The organism is Mesorhizobium sp. M0029, assembly GCF_040323735.1.
Lineage (GTDB): Bacteria > Pseudomonadota > Alphaproteobacteria > Rhizobiales > Rhizobiaceae > Mesorhizobium.
Map to the genome: position 1 here is coordinate 25,896 of NZ_JAMYVF010000020.1, position 20,870 is coordinate 46,765.

15 protein-coding genes are annotated in these 20,870 nt (G+C 55.4%); 3 read left to right on the top strand and 12 right to left on the bottom strand.

The window, feature by feature from the left end:
• Nucleotides 1-108 precede the first annotated feature (108 nt).
• The 3 genes from NKJ76_RS26285 to NKJ76_RS26295 all read left to right on the top strand — a co-directional run bounded on the left by NKJ76_RS26285 (nt 109) and on the right by NKJ76_RS26295 (nt 3,719).
• Nucleotides 109-2,658, top strand: coding sequence for an AAA family ATPase (locus tag NKJ76_RS26285; protein ID WP_352538720.1), 2,550 nt, complete (start codon nt 109-111; stop codon nt 2,656-2,658).
• Nucleotides 2,659-2,859: 201 nt separating this feature from the next.
• On the top strand, nt 2,860-3,003 hold the full coding sequence (locus NKJ76_RS26290) for a hypothetical protein (RefSeq protein ID WP_352538721.1): 144 nt from the start codon (nt 2,860-2,862) through the stop codon (nt 3,001-3,003).
• Nucleotides 3,000-3,719, top strand: a complete 720-nt coding sequence (locus NKJ76_RS26295) for a CBS domain-containing protein (RefSeq protein ID WP_352538722.1) — start codon at nt 3,000-3,002, stop codon at nt 3,717-3,719. The genes NKJ76_RS26290 and NKJ76_RS26295 overlap by 4 nt, the downstream gene beginning before the upstream one ends.
• Before the next feature lie 180 nt (nt 3,720-3,899).
• On the opposite strand, the gene NKJ76_RS26300 is transcribed toward NKJ76_RS26295, so the two are convergent.
• The 12 genes from NKJ76_RS26300 to NKJ76_RS26355 form a co-directional block, all read right to left on the bottom strand.
• Nucleotides 3,900-4,940, bottom strand: a complete 1,041-nt coding sequence (locus tag NKJ76_RS26300; protein ID WP_352538756.1) for a radical SAM protein — start codon at nt 4,938-4,940, stop codon at nt 3,900-3,902.
• 13 nt (nt 4,941-4,953) lie between these two features.
• On the bottom strand, nt 4,954-5,373 hold the full coding sequence (locus NKJ76_RS26305; RefSeq protein ID WP_352538723.1) for a hypothetical protein: 420 nt from the start codon (nt 5,371-5,373) through the stop codon (nt 4,954-4,956).
• 743 nt (nt 5,374-6,116) lie between these two features.
• Nucleotides 6,117-6,641: a hypothetical protein gene (locus NKJ76_RS26310; protein ID WP_352538724.1), complete on the bottom strand. Its 525-nt coding sequence runs from the start codon at nt 6,639-6,641 to the stop codon at nt 6,117-6,119.
• Nucleotides 6,642-6,826: 185 nt separating this feature from the next.
• A complete protein-coding gene (locus tag NKJ76_RS26315) occupies nt 6,827-8,176 on the bottom strand; it encodes an McrC family protein (protein ID WP_352538725.1) in 1,350 nt (449 codons plus the stop codon).
• Entirely contained in the window at nt 8,176-9,636 is a 1,461-nt protein-coding gene (locus tag NKJ76_RS26320; protein ID WP_352538726.1) for a DUF8426 domain-containing protein, read from the bottom strand. Before NKJ76_RS26320 ends, NKJ76_RS26315 begins: the two co-directional genes overlap by 1 nt.
• Nucleotides 9,617-10,672, bottom strand: coding sequence for a DUF4357 domain-containing protein (locus NKJ76_RS26325; RefSeq protein WP_352538727.1), 1,056 nt, complete (start codon nt 10,670-10,672; stop codon nt 9,617-9,619). Before NKJ76_RS26325 ends, NKJ76_RS26320 begins: the two co-directional genes overlap by 20 nt.
• Before the next feature lie 16 nt (nt 10,673-10,688).
• Nucleotides 10,689-13,958, bottom strand: a complete 3,270-nt coding sequence (locus tag NKJ76_RS26330) for a TM0106 family RecB-like putative nuclease (RefSeq protein ID WP_352538728.1) — start codon at nt 13,956-13,958, stop codon at nt 10,689-10,691.
• 507 nt (nt 13,959-14,465) lie between these two features.
• Nucleotides 14,466-15,827 (bottom strand): hypothetical protein, encoded by a 1,362-nt coding sequence (locus NKJ76_RS26335; protein WP_352538729.1) that lies wholly within the window; start codon nt 15,825-15,827, stop codon nt 14,466-14,468.
• Between the two features lie 72 nt (nt 15,828-15,899).
• Nucleotides 15,900-16,553 (bottom strand): hypothetical protein, encoded by a 654-nt coding sequence (locus tag NKJ76_RS26340; RefSeq protein ID WP_352538730.1) that lies wholly within the window; start codon nt 16,551-16,553, stop codon nt 15,900-15,902.
• Between the two features lie 465 nt (nt 16,554-17,018).
• Entirely contained in the window at nt 17,019-19,100 is a 2,082-nt protein-coding gene (locus tag NKJ76_RS26345) for a hypothetical protein (protein WP_352538731.1), read from the bottom strand.
• 304 nt (nt 19,101-19,404) lie between these two features.
• A complete protein-coding gene (locus tag NKJ76_RS26350; protein WP_352538732.1) occupies nt 19,405-20,058 on the bottom strand; it encodes an acyl-homoserine-lactone synthase in 654 nt (217 codons plus the stop codon).
• Nucleotides 20,059-20,139: 81 nt separating this feature from the next.
• Entirely contained in the window at nt 20,140-20,862 is a 723-nt protein-coding gene (locus NKJ76_RS26355; protein ID WP_352538733.1) for a LuxR family transcriptional regulator, read from the bottom strand.
• Nucleotides 20,863-20,870: the final 8 nt, after the last annotated feature.

The following is a 20,870-nucleotide window of genomic DNA, read 5'->3' on the forward strand; positions in this document are numbered from 1 at the left end:
TTTGCTCTGAACTTGCGTCTACTTGTCCCAGTTCACACAGATTATTCGCCCGCACGAGTTGGCTTAGGCCCCCGGATGGAATAATCCCTTGGGTGGGGGGATTCCAAAATGCGCCAAATTGAGAAATCTATACGCAAATGGCTTACTGACGAGGATATGCCAGAAGCAGAATCCTTTTATTCGGCGCTGACCACTGAAGGTAAAGCCTTTACATCGGAAGAAGGCCAATATTGGGACTTCAAAGACCAGTGGCCTTTTTCTCTGTCCGACGAATATTTCGCTGGAATCGCTAGGCTGATATGCGCGTTTGGTAATGGCTTGGGTGGAGTTATCGTTTTTGGAGTCCACGACAAGAAGCGCGACGGCGGGCACAATAAAGTTCTTATAAACTTCGACAAGTTTCAACAAGCGCTCGGTCAATTACTTGGTGCTCATCCCAATCTGGTTTTGAAGAACTACTCGTCCGAAAGGTATGGTGACGTCAATGCCCTTTTGGTGTGTGCAAGGCAACAGAACGTTTCTCCATATCGATTTGCAAAAGGTATCGGCAAACACAAGGCGGACACGTTTTGGGTGAGGGCCGGACACGAGGTTTCTGAAGCAACGCCATCCCATTTTCCCATTCTTTTTTGCCGAGCAGATTACGAAGAATTTGAAGGGCGCTCGGGCGTCGAAGGGTCTCTCCCCCCAAGTCCGGCTGTATTGAAGCGGTTTGTCGGACGGACAGAGGTCCTTGATCAGCTATTCCATTGGCTGGGTAGCTCCGACGAGCCACGGACGTATCTTTATGGAAAAGGGGGGTCGGGGAAAACGACTATAGCCTACGAGTTCGCCAAGCTCCTCAAGGATCACGGTCAGCACCTTTCTATATCTGGGCATTCTATCGAAGTCGTTATTTTCCTAAGCGCGAAAGAGAAGGAACTTGTGCCCGCGACTGGTAGCGTGACTGATGTCGTGAATATCGATTTCTCTAGCGAATCAGAACTTCTTCGGAAGATTTTGCAATACGGAAACTGGACCTCTGATCTCGAGTCCCTCGCGACGTCGCAATTGACAGACCTCAGGTCGCAATTAGTGCAGTTTCTGGATCTAACGTCTGTGGTTCTTATTTTGGACGATGTTGATACATTAACTACAAAAGGTATTGATCCTGGGTCGGATTTTCTGTACCGATGCCTTTGCCGATCAAAAGTTCCATCCAGAGTCATTTATACTCTGCGGAATTCTCCCACCCAGTCCCTTACAAATTCGATAGAAGTCCCTGGCCTCCAGGACGGAGAATACGAACTTTTTGTAAGCGAATGTGCCGCCCAGTTTTCTGTTCAGGAGCCGTCGCGAGCGTTTCGGGACAATGTTTTGGCAGCAGTCTCAGAACGCCGACCCTTGGTCGTTGAAAATATCGTTGCTCTTGCCCGGACCGCCGGCAGTTATGATCGGGCGGTAGAGTTGTTCCATCAGCACGCGGGCGACAGCATACGGGAGTACGTCTTCCTCCGAGAATGGGAAGCGCTGACAGGTGGCAATCTTTCCAAGCTGTTCCTTGCAGCTCTGGCTGATTTTGACGTACCTGCAAATTTCGCCGACCTGCAGACGGTGCTGCAGTTCGAACCGTCGCGAGTGAAGGACGCGATCGGGATGGTGCGCGAGATGTTTCTGCAGGTCGATGAGGCTGGCCAAGAGGCACTCTTTTCGTTAGCGCCGCTAACTAAGCTTTTTGTTTCCAGCCGCAAGCGCCACTTAGAAGGATATAGCGTCTTAAGAGAACGGATACGCGCCTACAAGAGAACCGTGGAGGTTAGCAATCCGAGAGTCGCGGCAATTGCCACTCAGGTTGAGAGATTGCTGCCAAAGCGGTTTCCATCCCATCCACCCGATCGAGCAAACGAAGCCTACCGGATCGTTACCGACAAGAATCTGCCCCCTCTGGTAACTGAAAATCCCGTGTTTAAGAGCACGTACGCTTATGTTTGCGTCTGCCTTGCTAGGCCACACCTGATCGAGGCCAGAGAGGCATTCGAGTACGCATTAAAGATGCGGCACGAGCCGGACTTTCGTTACATGAACAGGTGGTTTGACGCGGAACGAAACAGTGGCGCTCACGATGGCTGGACCTTGAAGATCGCGGACTTGGTTCTCAACGGCCGTCGATACGATGAACAAGACAAAGTCACCATGATTTGTCTCAAGGCGACGAGTTTATATGCAAGAGGAAAGGAGAGGCTTCCGACCGATACCATCGACGGTCTCAAAGACTTAAACGACGCGTTAGCCCTCCATCTTCGCGCGTTTAAACTTCTGCATGTTGCAGCCGACTACCGTGCGGAGCGATACGAGTTGTTTGCCAGAAATACTGCGTTCCAAGTTTGCCAGATATTGGAGAGGTCCGAAACGCCCTGGGAGTTGGTGGATCGTGTGAAGTTACTGGGAGAAGAGAGAGAGATATATCTTGATCCCGTGGAGGAACCCATTACCAATTCCCTGCTGATATTTGCAAAGACGCCATATCGACCGGAGATAGCAAATCGACTGAGAAATCGACTGAGAGGACTGAGCGAAGCTCTTAGTGACCCCGACAAATGGCTTTCAAGCAGCGCTCTTAACAGAGTAAAGGAGGGACTCGCTGCCGCCGAAAAAAGTTTGGCTGCAAGGCGTCCTTAGGCGGCGTGGGGCACAAGCCACGCTGGACATCGCATCTGCTGAAGGTCGGGCGGGTATTAAGCACGTGCTTTATAACCGCTCACGGGATGCGAGATTTTGGCACCTGGCGGGACTCGCTCGCCCGGGCCCTCGCAAGCATGAGCCGGTTCACCACGCGCCCCGATTGCCTTGGACAGAGCATCCGATAGACGGTGAGGACGTTTGCCGAAATCCGTCCACGGACATGGGATAACGCGCGGCATGGGCCTCGACGGGATTAGAGCTGCACAGCGCCGCCTGCTCGATAAACTGCATGCCGAAGCGCTGGCGCCGGCCGAGGAACGTGAGATGGAGGCGACGGAATGAGCAACCCGACCGAGGGTTTCATCCGCACCTTCGAGGAGATCGTCCGCGAAGTTAATATCCGCGCCGGTTCGCCATCATCTCGCTCGTTCGAGATCGAAAAGGCGTCAGAGCGTGATGGCTCTGTGAGGAAGAATCGCGCGCTACTCGTCTACATCCGTGACGTGCGAAATGCGCTCCAACATCCCAAGCATCGTTCCGATGGCGACGCCATTGAGATTTCCAAGACGTTTCTCGATGAGGTAAGGGCTCTGCTCAACCATCTGAGAAACCCACCTACAGCCAATTCTGTCGGTGTGCCGCGTAAGGAAATCAGGACCGCCAGCCTTACCGACCAGCTTGGTGACCTGGCCGACGAGATGAAACGTGGCGGTTTCACTCATGTGCCAATTCTGGATGAGCGCGATGCGGTTATTGGTGTGTTTAACGAAGCGGCCGTCTTCCATCATTTGTGGGCAGAGACGGAGACGATCGTTGGTCGGCAGATGAAAATCTCGGACATATTCCCTAGTTGCCGTCTCGATGCCAAGCGTATGGAGACCTTCAGGTTCGTAGGCCCGAGGACCTCACTCGATAGCCTCGTCGAGATGTTCCTTGCCGTCGAGTCGCCCTTGACGCGGGTGGGTGCAGCGTTCGTGACGGCCTCAGGCAAAGAGTCAGAAGCGCTTCAACGTCTCATCACGCCGTGGGATGTCCTCGCCACGTCAACCGATGTTTGAGGCCGAGAAGTTGAGCGCTCAACCCGTTTCGACTCTTCAGTATGGGCATTGGGCTGATGACTGACCTTCCCAACAAACCTCGCCGGATCTGGCTACGCTCGTTCTACGGGTTTGGTCCCGAGGACGACGGCTATATCGGCTGGTTACGCACAGGTCACTTCCGGGGTTACGAAGCCCTCGTTAAAGACCAACTCGGGTAGCCGATTTAGTCGACCAGAAGGCTGCAATCTTCTCAGGATTCAAAAACCCGATAGACTCGAGCAGAAGCATTTCGTTGGCAAGGGCCGAAAGCTTATCTTTAAGAACGTCATCGATACCGGACAGAAAAGTCGGATTTGTCAAAAGTATCTTGCATGCCTCGCAATTACCACCAATCCCATCAGCTGACGGCAGTTCTATACCACGGCGCAGCGCGATTTCCTTGACAAGCGAGTAGGGGCCACGCAAGAACAGCCATACAAGTAAAGGATTGGAAAAACTTTTATGAATCAGGTCAGGAATATCGGCTGGCTCGAATTCAGTACCAATCGATAGCCGATCAGTATCCGGTATAACTCCGCAGCATGCAAGCAGCTTGCCTTTCGCACTCAATGTCGGTCCCGTAAGCACGTAGGGACACGGCCCCAAATAGCCGTTGGCTTTGGCGGGACGATCGGCTAGTTCGACCTCGGCTCGCCCGGTCAAATTCAAGTGGCTTTCAGCAACCACCGCTAGTCGTCCGGCGTTTTCTCCCAATGCTTCAAGAATGCTCACGCGAGTCCAGCGTGAATCGGCTGTCTCTACACAGTTGATTGCGGTGGAGATACCTAATTCTATTGCCGCGTTTACAACGTTCGCGACCGCATCGAACTTGACGAACTCTTCGTGAAAATCATCCCAACTAACGCTGAGTTCGTCCAATCCAGCCTTAGCCAGTGGCCTTAGCTTGGAGGCTGCTGCAGCACCAGTTGAACCAAAGTAGGCGCTGGTGACTATTCGTGTCCTGAAGTTCCGCTCGTGAGCAGCTTGAACGTATTTAACCAAGTGCGCACCGTGAAGAAATGGCTCTCCACCAGTAAATGCGACGAGCGATAAATCATCTGGTAAAGCAGCAATAGCCGTTAGCACGAGTGACGGGTCAAGTTTATCACGCACGCTTGGACCGGAATGAAAACAGCAATGTGCACATGTCAGCGGACATGTGTATGTCAGATGAAAGGCGAATGAAGTTGCTGACAGCACTTCGGAATGCAACTTAAAACGCTACGGCAACTTTAGAGGACGAAATGGAGTAGGAGCCGGCCGCCACAGCCCAAAGGGTCGCGTTGTCCTCCCCGCCTTGACCTACTTTTGACTGGAGGTCTTTGATGGAGGTTTTACCATTCAACCTGTTTTTGAGCTGATCAATAAAATCAGGGTCGACGGTCATGTTAAATTTCTTGAGAGAAGCATCGGGGTCTTGGGCAAATTGTTTGAAATTATCCTCGTTTTCAAGAAATGTGTTCAATTCCTTTATTTTTTGCGGAGCGTTTTCTATGGTGACATTTTTACCGTCTATATTTAAGTTTATAGAATTATTCTCCTGGGCATAAGCAGTTCCTCCTGCCACCTGTAAAACTGCTGATGTGGCAGCAGTTCCCGCCAACGCGAACATTTTACGCCTATTCATCGTCATATTAGCGCTCCCTAATAGATCGGCCAATGGTAGCCTATTATGGGGTTGAACACCAGAGGTTGAGTCGTCAAAAGTAGGTCGTGTAACCACAGGCGGTGTAGCTCGGCTGTAGCGAACGGCTTTGCGATGGTAATCGGCGCTTCCGGTAGGGTCTGGTTACGAAACCCACCTTTGACCGGAAGGACCACCGATGAACGACGACAAGATTACAAGGCAAATGGACCGGTCTGCAATTTGAAGCTCCGCGAAGTGCCTAATCGGGCCTTCAATCAGAGGGGTCTCCAAGACAATGGCGGCGGAAGCCGTCAATGAAGCATAGGAGTCGAAAAATGACACCCTCGGTCCCGACGAAGTGACAAAAGGATACAACGCGGGTTACCGTGCGGTCACCGTTACTGAATTTCGCTGAGGTTCCCTATACTCGACGGCGGTATGCGCCAGTTCGTAAATGCGATATCCGTTGTGCAACTTAGAAACGCGTATCGTGGCTAATTGGAGCGTTGCACGTGTAAATGAGCCGTACTCCAGAGACGCCGTAATTTATCGCTTGCCAAACTGGGGCGACACCGCGATTGCACGTTGAACAGTGTTGAGCTCTACCCCATCATTCGGTTCTAGTAACGAACCGCAACTCGCCCCCGCCAGTAGAGGTTCCTCTCATAAACCGCTGGCGGAAATCGGCGGCTAACAACGCCTTCGCAGTCGGCCGCGCATAGTTGATCGGATGCTGGGTAGCAACCGTGTCACATCCTGCTGTCGATATCGGCGCAAACCCAAGCAGCTGAAGCAAAATTGTGTAAGTTGATGATCGCATGCCATTTGCTCTTTTGCCGCGACCCAGAGAACTGTGCGCAATCCTGCAAGCTGAGGCTCGACCGCGCCTTCATATCATCCATCTGATCTGATGCTGGGAAGGAATAACTACGGTGATGAAGGATTTTGTTGCAGCTCTCTTGAAAATGTAGCGGGATGGGGTCGCTTCCATCCGTGGAAAGCAAACCAACCTCTCTGTCCGCGAGTTGGCGCCATTCGCCGGTTCTCATCTCTGATGGATACTTTTCGAACACTAGGTTCCGGATCATTCCCGCGGTGGCGAGGAGTCTTTTCAGGAGCATGGCTTCGATACTGGTCTGGCAATCATCTAAGAAGTTGTCGACGTCTGAGTTTCTATTGATCGCCTGCTCTGCATTCTGCAGCGCGAGAACCAGGCATGATATCAGAAAGGCATCTTCGATGATGCTGGATACGACAATTGCATTGCCCTCCATCGGACTAAAACCTCACCTTTCGCCAACCGGCCGCCCGCGCTTCTTGGGGGTGATCATTTCGGAACACATCTAGGAAGCCATGCAGATTTGTTGCAAGGAGCAATTCCATATTCGGCAGATCCGATCCTCTCCAGGAAGTTCCGAGGCCCCCTCTCTAACATATTGGTAGCGGAAAGTTTCTCAAATCAGTCTTGATCTTGCGTTGGCAGAGGCGGGATTTCTACTGAGCAATAGGGCTCAGGAGGTTTGCCCACCATGAGAAACTGCCGCAATCGGTCGAGCATCCGCTCGCCATTTGCAACGTCGATGCTTGCGGTTTCCAAAATGGTTTCGTGCCCGGTGATTTTGTGCCGCGCGTGCACTGCTTCTTCATCTCCTAGCCCAGGGTGATGTGGGTACAGCAGCGTCAGTCTAGGCGCGCGGTAGAGCTGCGCGTAGGCCATCATCTGGTATACGTCGCTTTGCGAAACTCCCTGCTTTGGATGGTCAATCCGAGATAGGATCCGCTTCCATTTAGTATCAATCAGATGGACAACGGCCCCTGCTCGTCGGATGATTATATCTGGTTTCGTCTGAAACAGACCACGTCCAGTCTCTTCCGCGCTTAGACAAAAGAGACGCCCTCCCTGTAAAGATACGCTCAGGTCGGTCCCAACCAAAGCGCGCGAAATCATGCGGCCGACATATTCTTCGAATAGCGCGTTCATTTCAAAGAGAAGGGCTGTGCCCTCACCAGGGCCTCCAGTGGTCGTCTGGTAGCGATTTGATAGCAGAAGCTTTGCCATATCAAACAGCTCCCGCCACTGGCGGTTGGTGCGGTCGATAACAACCTCGTCCCATCGGAGGGCCGCAGGGGGAAGATCGGCTATTTCTGAATAGACGAATGCTAGTTCGCGTAGACGCTGCTGATTGGCCGGACTTTTCGAGATGTGAAACAGATGCCGGATTGTCGCCTTCATGATGCGGTTCAGCGCAATATCTTCGGATAGAGTATCGAACCGACAAGCGAGGCGTGAGGGATTGATTGCGTGGCGGGTGAACTGCCGCGTGATGTTCAGTCGACCCCTCAGCATGGGCAGGTCATCATCCTGCTCTGTGTAGCGGCGCGGCATACCCTTGCGAACCGCTTCGGTAAGTTTGTCGCAAAAAATCCGAATCAAGATTTCGAGAAGCGTCTCGCGCTGCCACTCAATATCCGTTATCGCCCCTAGATCGATCTTCAGTTCAAGGGCGACGGCCAACATATGGACTAGCCGCTTCCGAGTCTCGGCGTTTTGGCGGCTGATGTTCTCGCCGGGCACCACGTCAATTTTGGGCAGTATCTCCAGACTGCAGTCTTTGGCGGCCAGAATGCCGACAACACCCCTGGCGCGCAGCGAGTGGCGACGGTGTTCGACCACACCACCGCCCTCTCTGCCAGCAAATGCAGAAACCCGCGCAATGGCGGCCAGCCGATCCGCGAAGGACTCCGGTATCTGGCCGGTTCCGTCTCCATGTGAAAGGCTGTCCCATTCACGGACCGTATAGGCCGGCATCAGGCTTCAAACTCGGCGAAGTTGAATTTTGCTTTGACGCTCCAGCGCAGCTTCTCCCCGCCGAGTTCATCGTCCGCAAGGCCGGCGGGAGGCGATAGTCTCTTCGCTTCGAGGAAGTTGGTGTTGGCCGTCCCGCCTCCGTCGCCCAGCACCGCGGCGACCTTCGACCAATCCTCATAGAAATACTCGGTCAGAAGCGGGATGATCTTGTGACGCATTACGTCGTCCACATCCGCCCGGCTGCCGCATTCTGTGAAATAGGCGTGACCAATCTGATGTTCGCGATCGAATAGGTATTCGATCCGCTCGTTGATCGTGCTCAGAAGTTTGCACAGATTAATGCCGTCGAGGTTCTCTGCGTTGAGCGCTCTCGTAGCCATGGTATTCCGCAGCACCGATATGTCTGGCATTAGCTCGCGAAAAGTGAAGCGGCGGCGCAGTGCCGTGTCGAGCAGCGCGATCGAACGATCTGCGGTATTCATCGTACCGATGATGTGTAGGTTAGACGGCACGCCAAAGCTTGCCCCGGAATAGGGAAGCCGGACCTTAATTTCGTTCTGACAGCCGAGACGCTTGTCTACCTCGAGTAGAGTGATCAGCTCGCCGAAGACCTTTGAGATATTCGCCCGGTTGATCTCGTCAATGATCAAGACATGAGGCCTTGCGCCGGCAACGGGGCGCCCGGCGTCCAGACCTATGACTGTGGTTTCCAACGCGTCCCAATCAATGAGATCTGGATCCAGTCGATATGCCGATTGGCGCCTGAAATTCTTGGCGTAGAAGCTCGCACGATCTGTGCCGCTATCATCGCGCCAGATCCACTGCACTCTTCGCCTATGCGGGTGGAACGTGGCACCAGCGTCGAACTCATATTCCCCTGTGACCTGGCCGAGAGCACGGAAGCTGTCTCTGCCGTCAGAGATGACTACATAGTCCCCGACCTGGAGACCTGACCTAAAAGCATAAGTTATTTCGATGTTCGGATCTTTGCCTCCGGCGTCCGGATCCTTCTTGGCCTTCCATTCTTTCCTAATTTCTTCGAAATCGTCGAAGCGTTCAGCCGACCAATCAATATCGCCTCCCCATCCGATATGGATCAGTGATTTGTCGAGCCCTTCTCGAATTTGGTCTTCTTCGGTCCGCCGGCGACCTAAGGCGATTTTGTAGACTGCTTTAGACCTGTCGAGCCGTATCGTCGGGGTGTTCCCTGAGTCTAAGCGGGCTTTCTCGCTGATCCTTTTGAATACGCCAGGCTGAGGTCTGAGCCTGAACCCGCTTGGACCCCCTGCTCCTGCTTTTTCATCACCAGCGTCCCCTCCTTCGGTGACGGGCCGCAGCCCCCCAACGAACTCTTCGTAGGAGAATGACTGATGGAAGGTTACGAACGCGATCTGTTCGTCAGCTACAAGATGGCGATACTCGGTCATCAGCGCATCGCGATCATGCTCCAGCGCAGCCACCGCCGCCGTGGCAAAGTCGGACCGCTTCCACAGCCGTTGCGTAGGTCTTGCCGGTCCCAGGAGGACCATAAAGGATTAGGTTGGTCGCGGAGGGCATTTCAACCGATGGCTCGGAGTTCATGGTTTCTGGGCCTTCTTCCGCAGGGGTGAGTTGATATGTGAAGACCGTGGTGCTGCTCGGGTTCGGTTGGGTATGTGTAGCCACACCAACTCCGGCCAGTTGCCGCAACTTCTCACCACCAAGAGCACTGCAGATAGCCGGATGAGCATTCAGCAGGCCTATATCCGCTGCCAAAGTTCCGGCACGGATCGAGACTTCATGCGCCGCACTCTCACGGGCCGGTTCCATGTAGTAGTTCAGCGCCACGAGCCGAATACGGTCTGCCCCGCGGATCACGTGACCATACTGCTCTGATGGGGTTACGGGCTGGTCGTCCTTGTCGACCACAATAAATCCAGAATTGTGCAGCAGGGCGGCAGCGTCGTCTGCGTTTCCCCAGCCGCCACTAAGTTTGGTTCTGTCACCCGCGAACGCGACTATGGGCTTCGTAGGATAGACCCTGTTAGGGCGTGCTCGCGTTGAGCGCACCCAATAATCGCGCGGCTCGCCGAAATGCCCAAAGATTTCGGAGTGCTCTCCGTTCTGGCGATATCTGTCGAATGCATCCATTGCCGCTTCGACGGCCATCCGATCCAGTATGTCTGGGACTGCACCTTCTCCCCTGGTCGACCTGGAGGCAGTCTGCCAGTGGCTTCCATTGCTATTGCCGTCGATGACAATTCCTGCCGCTACACTCTGGCTGCTGAAGGTGTGATCGACGGCGAAGCGGAACAACGCCGGGTTTTCATCGGGCACTAGCACTCCTGTGCCAACAAGCCGGTCGCGTTCCGCCCGGTCTCTCTTCACAAGCGGCGAGCCATTGCGCATGGCTGTCGATCCTTCTCGGACCAGGAATCCGGAAGGCACGCTTTTGCCAAACGCGAGCGCCAACTCCTTTCGAATTTGGAGCCAATTGTTGCCGCTGTCAGTAGTCAACCAGATCCTCCTGAGTTCAGACGTCTTGAAGTGCGCAAAGCGTATTCACCAGCCGCATGTGTTCGACCGTGTTGCATTTCGCCTCGCGCAGGCGGGGCGAACCGAAGACGAGCGCAAGCCCCTTGGCGCGTGACACCGCTACGTTGATGCGGTTGAGCGAGAAGAGGAAATCCATCCCGCGGGAGGTTTCCTCGACCGAAGATGCGGTCATCGAAACGATGCAGACCGGCGCCTCCTGCCCTTGGAACTTATCCACGGTGCCGACGCGAATTCCCTCTGGCAGCGCCTCTCTGAGTGCGTTGACTTGCACGTTGTAGGGGGCGACCACGATTATGTCGTCCTGCGAAATCGGACGGGTGTTGCTGGTCTTGTCGGTCCACCGGCCGGTCAGCAACTCGTCGCACGCGACGCGGATCGCTGCGACCTCTTCCGGCGAGGCCTGCGCGTTGCCCTGATGTTCGACCGGCACCCAAAATGCCCCAGCCTCGGGGAAGGCAGTGCCGATCACCCGCTGACGGGCTGTGTCGGGGTGGCTAATCAGCCGCCCGTCATAAACCTGATCCGAGATGAAGCGGCAGACCGCGGGATGCATGCGCCGCGTGACGGGCAGGAAGATTCCCAGGTCGGCCCGCACGGTCGCGTGTTCACCTAACATCCAGTCGAGGCATGAAAGGTTAGCAGGCGCGGGATGCGCACCCTGGATCACCTGAGGCAGCTGGCGCGGGTCACCCACTAACACGAGGTTGCGCGCAGCCCGACCCATAGCGACCATGTTGGCGAGTCCTACCTGACCGGCCTCATCAACAAAGAGCCAATCAAAAGCCTGGATGTTCTCATCGCGCGCGAAGAAGAAGGCAGTGCCGCCTACGACATGGCCGCCCTCGGCGGCTTCGGCATTGTCGGTCGTGCGGCGCACGGGGCAATCTTCGGGATATCCGTTTTCATCCTCCGAGACCTTGTGAACAAAGTCGAGCGCAATCGGCACGTCCACGTCTTCAAGCGCCGAGAGGCACCCGAGCAGCACGTTGCGGACGGCTTCGTGGCTGTTTGAAGCGACGCCCACGCGATAGCCTGCGCCCGCCAGTGACAAGATCGCGCGGGCAGTAACATGGGTCTTGCCGGTGCCGGGCGGTCCTTGGATGGGGAGGACGGTATTCTCCATAAGCTGGACGGCAGCGATAGTGCCCGTGCCCGGATCGGCACCATTCAGGATATCGCCGCCGCCACCCGTCAAGCGTGGAGACGCGCGCGAAAGCAGGTCATCAATCGCCCGGTAAACCCGCGAACCACATTGATCGTCGATTACGTTCCCCAACGCTGCGGCGATGACCTCGGTGCCGATCGGCTTATCGGGGTGCAACGTCAACCGGTCGCCCAACAGCTCCCCCTTGGCCGCGCCTATCTTTAGCGTGAGAATCCGCTTTGTACGGTCGAATGCCTCGATGTTGACCGAAGCAAAACCCTCGGGCGTAGGGACCGTGGCCTTCCTCCCGCCTCGCAGTTTCGTCTCCTGCGGCGGGAACCGATAAGTGCGCGCGACCGACCGTTTGATCGGCTCGGCGGGCCCAATGGCCACCAAGCCACCGAGCGCGTCGAGATCGTCAATCAATTCGTCGTCTTCACTCCCGAGGCTATCAAAGATTGCCCACCAGGCAGGCTTGGCCTCGCGTTTGTGGAAGAGGCCAAGGTTGAAAAGCATTTCCTTGCGGTCCTCGGGCAGGTTCGAGGCTGCGAGCCGCGCTCGCAAAGCTCGCGCCTCGGCATCCTCCTCCGCTTCCTTCTCGCTCTGGTCGCGGCCGATCTGCGGCCACGGATCTTTGGGGCGGATCGACGCTAGCCATTCGCGGAGCATCTCGGTCGACTGGCAGTCGATACGGTTGTAGTCCTCGATCTCGCTCAGGATCTGCGGGTCGCCTGTCTCGCGCCATTGCTCATATGCCACCACTGAGCCGCCCGCCGTCTTCACCTCGCCCTCGCGCTTGAGGCCATAAAATACCTCGAGCGACTTGATTGAATAGTTGGGCTCGGATGCGATCAACCCGCCGCGCACCACGGCATAAAGATCGACGAAGCGTCGCTCGCGCAACAGCCGGTCGAGGAAACCCTCGCCGATGCCGTATTTCGCGGTCAGACGGCGTAGTGCGGTGATTTCGTATGGGGCGTAGTGATAGATGCGGGCTTTCGGATAACTCGTTAGCCGCGCGCGGAAGAAGTCGAAAAGGTCGGAAAGCGCCTGCGCCTCGGCGTGGTGGGTGTGCGCCCAGAAGGCGCGAAACTGCCCGTCGCACCAGATCCCGTGCAAATATTCAAGGCCCCCCTCGTAGTGCGGGTCGCCCTCGATATCATAGAACAGATCGCCCGGCTGGGGTTCGGGTAGAAGATGAAACCCCTTTCCCTCTTGCGGCGAGCGTAACTCATAGGCCGGCGCTCCAATTTTGCGAGCATGCTGCAGCCGCGCCTGCGCGCGCAGCTTCTCCAGCGTGCCCGCCGCCATGCCATGCACCAGCCCTTCCCGCGCAGCAAGCTCGGCCATCGTGGCGATACCTGCGGCTTCGAGCTTCTTCACTTGCCCGCGCGCAATATTCGCGACGTTGAACAAACTATCCTCAGCCTGCCAGACACCATCGCAATGGTCGGACCAGCGGCAAAACCCACAATCGGCGCAAGGAATGGGCCGCGTCGGGTGCGGGTCAGCCGTGAAAGCCTCAAGCCGAGCCCGCGCCATCCGCGCATAGGCTGCATAATCCGCTAGCCGCAGCGTTGCGCGGCTGCCGTCGCCTAACTCAACATGGGCATATTCGGGCGCCACGCTCTGAATATCCGTCAGCAGGTCAGAATAGAGCACAAGCTGCAGCACATGTTTGGGGTGAGGGCGGCGCCTGAGCTTGGTGTCGGCCACCTCATAACTGAACGGGCCTAGCGTCGAGGGTAGAGTCAGCCGTTCCAGAAAATCAGACCAGCCCCCCCAGTTGCCCGAGAGAAACGCGCCCTGAAAGACCACCTCAGCGCCCGATGCTAGGACAGCTCGGGTGACCTCTGCATTTGCTGCCAGATCGCCTCGCTCGATTTCCACGACCTCACGCCCTGTCCCCTTCAGCTGCGCCAGATGCGCAACCTCATGAGCATCGCCAAGCTTTTGTGATAGCGCCGCATCCTGGCTGTCCTCTCGCGGCTGGGGCCCTTTACCGCGCAGCCGTGCAAGGTCGAGCGCCGTCGCATGGGCGCAACCCATGAAACGTATGAGATCGGACGCCGAGAATAGGATGTTGCCGCGTATTTCCCGCAAACGTCACCGAGTTGGTCTTGAGTGTATTTCCACGACGGAACCGTCTCGATAGGTCCACCATGGGGTAGTCCGACTTCAACCCCCCATTTAGCTCTGTACTCGTCGGGCATCAGTTCGAGAAGGTCCATACCTTCTGGAGTTTGCTCGCGGCCACGAGAACGCCATCGCTATTCCTCCTTGACCAATCCGAATATAGCGACCGGGGTGGTGGTCGTTTGGATCGCGCGCCAATTTCATAGAAGCTGCGATTTCCTTGGCGCTCGCTTGGCTATTCTGCGGATGCAGTTCCTGTGACGGTCGTGGCGGGATTTTGACGACCTCCTCGCCAACCAACTTCCACAAACTTTTCCCATCACCGAATCGGCTAGCCACCGGTCAATAACTTCTTTCTGCTGCGGATAGGGGTTTGTGTAGTCTCGGTCATCGGCGATCGCTCGATTGCCGAGCGTTAAGAGGCAGAAAGCTATCGCAAGCATCATTTGCGGCCCCGCGCCCATGCGATGTCTCCTATTGAAGCGTTAAGGAAAACTGCCCGTCCTTGACGTCTGCCCGCCATGTGCCGTGGGTAGCATTGGCTTGCGACAATGTTCCTTGCTCCAGCACCTTATCGCCTCTCAGCTTCTGGACCACGACGGTAAAGGTATACTGCTTGTCGCCCGAGGCGGATGGGAACGGAAAGGAGAAAAGCGTCTCGCCAGTTACACCCTCCTTTTCGATGTCGACGTGGTCAGCTTCCTCCTGGACTAACTCCTTTCGATAGAGTTGATAATCGTATTTCACCCACCCCCGCCCCTTACAGCCGAGCCACGTGTGGAATGGGCCTCTATTGGCCCCACAGCCCTGGACGTGGCCGCCGACAAAGACGCAATGGTCTCCGGATGGATTAACTGGTCCGATTCCGCTTCCACAGTTCGCCGACTGGTTAGAAAGTTCGACATGATCGATCGTGCCGCTTTTCTGCACAAGGCAGAGATTCTGGTCGGCGGAATAGGAATCATCGCAGTGATTATTCCCCGTGCTTTCGAAATGCCCCTTCAGATCGGCAATGACGCTGGGAACGAAATGGCTCGTCGTGAGGGTACCCTTTAAGTGATAGGTGATGGGTGGATCGATTAGGAACTGCACGGTTGGAGTAACGTCCAGATTGCTGAACCTCTCGGAGCAGCCAAGAATGAACCTGATCTTCCTTGTGATGGTCTTAAGCCCGACTATGGATGCACTGACGGCAACCTGCTTGGCCTTCGCATCCTGCAGCACCGTGGGAGGGACGGCAAAGTCGATTTCGGTATCGCTGCGCTGAAGGATTTGCGCCTCCTCTTTGCCGATTTTTACTGAAAACTCCTTCCCCTGAAGCAGGAAGTTACCGCGGACGTGAATGATCGGCGCTTCCTGATCGGCCTGGATGGCGACCGGATCGACGAGCATTACCCGCGGCTTCGTCGTGCGACACGGTAGCGAATAGCTCGTATTGTAGGCTACGATATCACCCTCAATCATAAGCGATCTGGCTCTCTCGAAGTTCTTCTTGGTGAGCTCTTCAGTGGCTTCCTGAGTAAGTGAGATGAGTCGCTCGCCGTTTCCCACGAGCTGTCTTTGCTGCTCCGACATCTTGTCAGCAGCGAGGTTCAAGTTGTCGGTGAACGCCTTATTTATGTCGCTGATGACGTTCTGGGCGTTTGCTTGGTACGAGTTCCCGACGCTCTTGGCGTCGTTGGTCGCCTCGTTGAGGGCGCTGCGCATTCCGTCGAGCGCTTGGTTCAGGCCCTCGATTACCCCTGCGGCCGTCAGCAGCCCCTGCGCGGATCCCGCTGTAGAAAGGATCGCGAGTAATGTGACTGCTATGATGGCGATAAACGCACGTTTGGCCATAGTTTCCTCCAGCAACACCTGATAATCGATTAATGGACGCGCTGTTCGTGGAATTATTCAGCGGGTCTCAGATCACGTCATAGGGAGGTCGTCGGACCTCGGGCTTACTCGATCTCGGCCGACCTCCATTCCAATGATAACCATATAGCCGAGGCCCAGTAGCAGTGCGGCCGCCGACACAAGCAACAAACCATCAGTAAAATATTGCACGTACTCATTGACGCCCGAAAGCGGCTTACCGGCGTCGTTAAATCTTGGCCCCACAGCGAAGCAGGGTTGGTGGCTGCACGCACGGCTATGAGCCGTGAGCCTGCTACTCATGAACCCCACATTGAGCGGGCTCATGTCGTTCCAAACATAGATGCGACTTTCAGAATATCTGACACCGAAGATGACCAGCGCCGCCATGATCGTAGCCGCATAAACGACAGCTGTGCCCCAAGAAATCAGGCGGCTCCTAGAGTCACTGCTCTCGAACGTAGTATTCGGGGGCACCACGAGGCGCATCCCTATTCGTTTGGCCGCGCGCATATATAGCGCGAACGTCCATGCCAGAATATTTGCCGCGCCGAGCGTTAAAAGAAGCCCCCAATAACCTCGGGAGACAAGCACACCAAGAGACGCCGTCTCTCCATTTAGGCCGCCACGAACATAAACCGCCCAACCTACCGCGATGGGGATAAATGAGTGACCGGTCCAAGTCCACAGCTTCGCGAGGGGCTTCATCTCAGGTCCTCTAAGAACCGGTTTTTTCGATCTAGAACCTAATGTCCGGAAAACGGTGAGCCACCGTTTCGTCGGATGTTCCACGTAGCCTAGTGCGGGTTGTTGCACCGCCCGCTCGGAGCTTCCCTCCTATGGCGAAGTCCCCCAGCCCAGGGAGGTCAAAACTTACCCGGCCACAGAAATGACCCAGTTGCTTAATCTGGGTAAACGGCCAGACGATCCACCAATAGTCCAGACAAGCTGGTTCCCCATCGATGTCCGCTGCCAGGTGCACCTTTCCCGAAAGGTTGATGCTCCAATATACATCCACAGCTGCCCCAGGTTCGACCCACACCGTCTCATAGTCCGCCGCAAGCGCGCGGCACGGGAACCCAAAAAGTAACGCTGAAGTCGACAATGCTAGGGCCCATCGCCGCCAGGAAAACATTCGGCTTAAATCTTCACCCACGCGCGACCTCATTGCAGCTAGGGGCTGGTCGGAGACAAAGCGCCGCCGACAACCAAAGCCTTTTCGGTAGCCTGGTAGCTGGTCGTCGCAGACATCGACGTTCCTTCTATCTCAAAGGTGGTTGGGGTCAGCACGAGTTCGAAGGCGCGCTCCTGACCCGCCAATTCAAAATCGCCGTTAAGTTCCGGGATAGCCCTCGACGCCTCTACAACAACAGGGTCAAGGAGGCCATTCACTGGCAGACAGGATAGCCTCATGTTGTAGCTCTGCAGAATTAAGTCCCTTGGCCCGGGCCGCATCTTAACGGCCAATGCCGACGTTTTAAAAACGGCCTTCAGTTTTGGCGGGGTGGTTGTCATGTCTAATGAGATTTGCGAACTCAGTCCCAACTCCTGAGTTGGAAGACGTACGTCAAGGTGCTTGTTCTCAGTCCAAGGAACTTGGCAGACCAAATATCCCGCTATGTCGAGCGGCACGTACTTAATACCGAAATCTGCCGAAGCCTGACCACTCACCGACAGAGAAGCGCTTAGGTTGTCGAGCGAGTGTGACAGCGATAGTTTCTTTATGCAGACGCTAAGTGTCCCCGATCCACCTACTTTGCCGTCTACATTGGCTACGTTTCCCAGTCGCGATATGCGTTTCAGTCCTTCTTTAGCAGTCTCGCACAGAGCTTTTTTGCCGGTCTTTTCAGCCTCACAGGCTAGCCGGGCAGCCTCCTTCTGTCCTTCGCATTGCACCTTTGAAGCGGCTTTGTTCTTTTCACAATCAAACTTCCTGCCTGATTTGGCGGCTTCGCATTCACCTCTAGCTGCGGCTTTTTCAGCCTCGCACTTAAGCCTTGATCCAGCGTAGGCATCGTTCTGAGCCGCCTTCTGAGCCTCACAAAATGGATCGTTCCCTTCCTTGATGCATTGGCCGCCAGAGCAACTTCCGAAAAAGCACACTCTGGGCGCCCTAAGGAGGCAAGCATGGCAGTTCCGTTCGTCGTGTGGCTGACTACAATCTCTTGTCTGTGAACAATCTTGTGTTTGGGTGCAGTCAGCCGTTGGTGTGCAGTCCTTCGTAGGCGTACAGTCCATCTTAGGAGTACAATCGATCGACGTTTCGTCGGGAATTTCTATCTTATTGCTAAACGACTGATCGGGGATCGAAGCCGACGCTCCAATGCAAAGATCTGCCTGGGTAACTACCGCGTTGACTACGTCCGCCACGAGCGATTTGGAGACTGCTATCCATTCGCCCTTTATCGCCTCCGGAAGGGACAAACCAGCTGACAGCCTTTGCGTAAATTCGACGTCGAGACGGGAGAAATCAACGGCGCCGGCCGCACCATCTGCGGCAGCGACAGGTTCTGACCCAACGGCCGCAAGTTCCGCTATTGCAGCAAAGCTATCTGCATCGATCAACCAAACAACTGACCTTATATAAACCGGTGACGAGATCGGATTCCCGGAGATCGTGATTTTTGCTGCCGCCTCCTCAGGACCGTCGAGAGATATTGACCGGGAGGGATCCATCCGATCAATGGGAATGGCTGGAAACGACACTTTGGCAAAGTCGGCCCGGCTCAGTTCGCCGGAAATGTTGTCAGCATAATCGTTTAAAAGCGGTATTAACATGTCCGCTGCGGCAGTAAGATCAATTTTTTCGGCTAAATCAATTTTGTCGACATGAATATTCTTGAACAGGGGCAGCAGGTGGAAACTCAGATTTAGATTTCCATTCTCGCTCTGCGCACTAGCACTGGTGACGCCGAGCCCAAATGTTATCGTACCTTTGAAATGAGGCCTCCAACTATTTAACGTTGTACGTGTATCATTATCTAATGCCGGAAAATCAACATCTGAGAATTGCTTGTCGAGAGATACGTCGGCAAATAATATTTGCTGATCTCCCCGAAGGGTAACGTTCACAATTCCGAATCTACTCTTAAGTTCGCTCGAATTAATGATTTTGGCAGCGTCTGATATACTCAGGCCGACGGCTATATTCGGGTCCTTCATACCAGCTAGCGCCGACATAGCCGTAGATATGGCTTCAGTTCGATGCTGCTCCGGCGAAACGGGGGGGAATCTGTCGTTGACCACCTTTTCCACTGGATCGCACCCTGCCAACGCTACAGCTAGACCTAGTACAAACAAAAGCGTAAGCTTTGAAGCCACAGGAACGCCCCCCTTACGATCTTAAGATTGCGTACAATTTCGTCTTAGTTGTGTTGTATCTCTTTTGGCGTTGATCATTCTGCGCAATAAAAACTCTTGACATCGAATGGCGCAGCGCACTGGTTGGACAACTTCCTGAAAGATACTTGCCGCCTCGACATTTAAACCAGCTTGAGCTTGTAGTGGGCCTTCGTTGTAGGTGCGAAAGATTTTTACGCGATCGCGCCCATGAAGCTCATCAGGCGACTTTCAAACGCTTCTGAGGCCAACGGAGAAATGGAGGCTGGGCTCCGCGCCGGACGAGCAGCGAGTGGTTGATGCGGAGTATCTTGCGGACACTCGCAAGTGCCGCCTCATTCACCTCGATGTACGCGACGATGTACCACTCGCCGTCTTGTTCCCTGGCCATACCCATCGGCTCGGCCAGCCATTTCAGCGCGCCGTGATGGGGCATGAAGTAGGTTTCCTGGATGCCGCCCACCGCGGCGAGGCCCTCCTCGAGTGCGTATTCCATCACCGCGCAGCACAGCTGCGTCAACGTGCCACGCAGCCCGGAGCGTTTGTCAGGAACAACAAATGTGCGCGTCCATTCGGCCCAGTCTGGGCGTCGCGGGACTCCTGATTTCTCGCACATGTGAGGAAAGACCTCCGACACCATGTGCGGCTCGGTCGTTGGGATCAATCGAGCAGAGGTCACGACCCGATCTTCTTCGATGCCGAGCAGGTAGGTCGCGGCCTCAGTATCGAACTGGTCTAGTTCGCGGCCGTCCGGGCTGGAAGGGCGCCAGCGTTTTTGGTGCACGAAGAAGTCGTGCCGCCGACGCAAAAACTCGTCGAACTCAGTTTCGTAGAGATGTTTGTTCTGCGCATTGACGACATGGGCCGTAATCATAGCGCGATCCCCCTATCGTTCTTCGGGGGATAGTTGCAGTCGTCCTAATGGACGTCACCTGTCCGATCGGACAGTTGACACCTAAGGATGGATCAAGCGCCTGCGCACCGCCTCGACGACGGCCTGCGTCGTCGTGGCGACGCCGAAGGCCTCGCGCGCTCGCGTCGAGTGCCATTTGACAGTACGTTCGGTCAGACCGAGAATTTGGGAGGTTTCCGAGGACGTCTTGCCGGCTGCGGCCCACAAAAGAACCTCCCTTTCCCGATCAGTCAGCGGACCTTCGTCACCGTCATCCTCATTTGACAACGCCTGAATCGACATCCCGGCGTATACCGCCATGGTGACCAACTGCACCTGCTGGCGAGGAGACAGCTTGCAGGACTTCGCAGAGGAGGCGAATGATAGGACTGACTGCCAGTGGTGGACGCTGAGCATCGGCACGGCGAAGCCGCTGCAAATACCAAACTCCGTCGCTTCTCTCGCAACGCGTCGGGAGCCTTCGGTACCCGACCATTTTGCCGGGACATCAGCCCAAAGGAACGGCCTAAGAGTTTTGGCTGAGTAGATGCAAACACCGTCAACAGCTGCATGCTCGGCCTCGACATAGCGTTCGAACCAGCCTGCTGGCCAGCCGTTCAATTCCACCATCGGCGCGAGCTTCTGACCCCCGAGCGGAACGCCGCTCATGATTAGATGCTCGAAGCCGAGATTCCTTACCGTTTCAAGAAGATCGTTCAGAAGGGGCCCCGTCGCCGAGTGCTTCCTGCAGCGTTCGACAAAATCAAATACGTCTCCGTCGATCATCCAGCAGA

What these genes read in the sequence shown, in the direction of transcription:
- NKJ76_RS26335 (WP_352538729.1), bottom strand. Translation starts at nt 15,827, where the DNA reads ATGGCCAAACGTGCGTTTATCGCCATCATAGCAGTCACATTACTCGCG.
- NKJ76_RS26305 (WP_352538723.1), bottom strand. Translation starts at nt 5,373, where the DNA reads ATGACGATGAATAGGCGTAAAATGTTCGCGTTGGCGGGAACTGCTGCC.
- NKJ76_RS26350 (WP_352538732.1), bottom strand. Translation starts at nt 20,058, where the DNA reads ATGATTACGGCCCATGTCGTCAATGCGCAGAACAAACATCTCTACGAA.
- NKJ76_RS26310 (WP_352538724.1), bottom strand. Translation starts at nt 6,641, where the DNA reads ATGGAGGGCAATGCAATTGTCGTATCCAGCATCATCGAAGATGCCTTT.
- NKJ76_RS26295 (WP_352538722.1), top strand. Translation starts at nt 3,000, where the DNA reads ATGAGCAACCCGACCGAGGGTTTCATCCGCACCTTCGAGGAGATCGTC.
- NKJ76_RS26285 (WP_352538720.1), top strand. Translation starts at nt 109, where the DNA reads ATGCGCCAAATTGAGAAATCTATACGCAAATGGCTTACTGACGAGGAT.
- NKJ76_RS26355 (WP_352538733.1), bottom strand. Translation starts at nt 20,862, where the DNA reads ATGATCGACGGAGACGTATTTGATTTTGTCGAACGCTGCAGGAAGCAC.
- NKJ76_RS26315 (WP_352538725.1), bottom strand. Translation starts at nt 8,176, where the DNA reads ATGCCGGCCTATACGGTCCGTGAATGGGACAGCCTTTCACATGGAGAC.
- NKJ76_RS26340 (WP_352538730.1), bottom strand. Translation starts at nt 16,553, where the DNA reads ATGAAGCCCCTCGCGAAGCTGTGGACTTGGACCGGTCACTCATTTATC.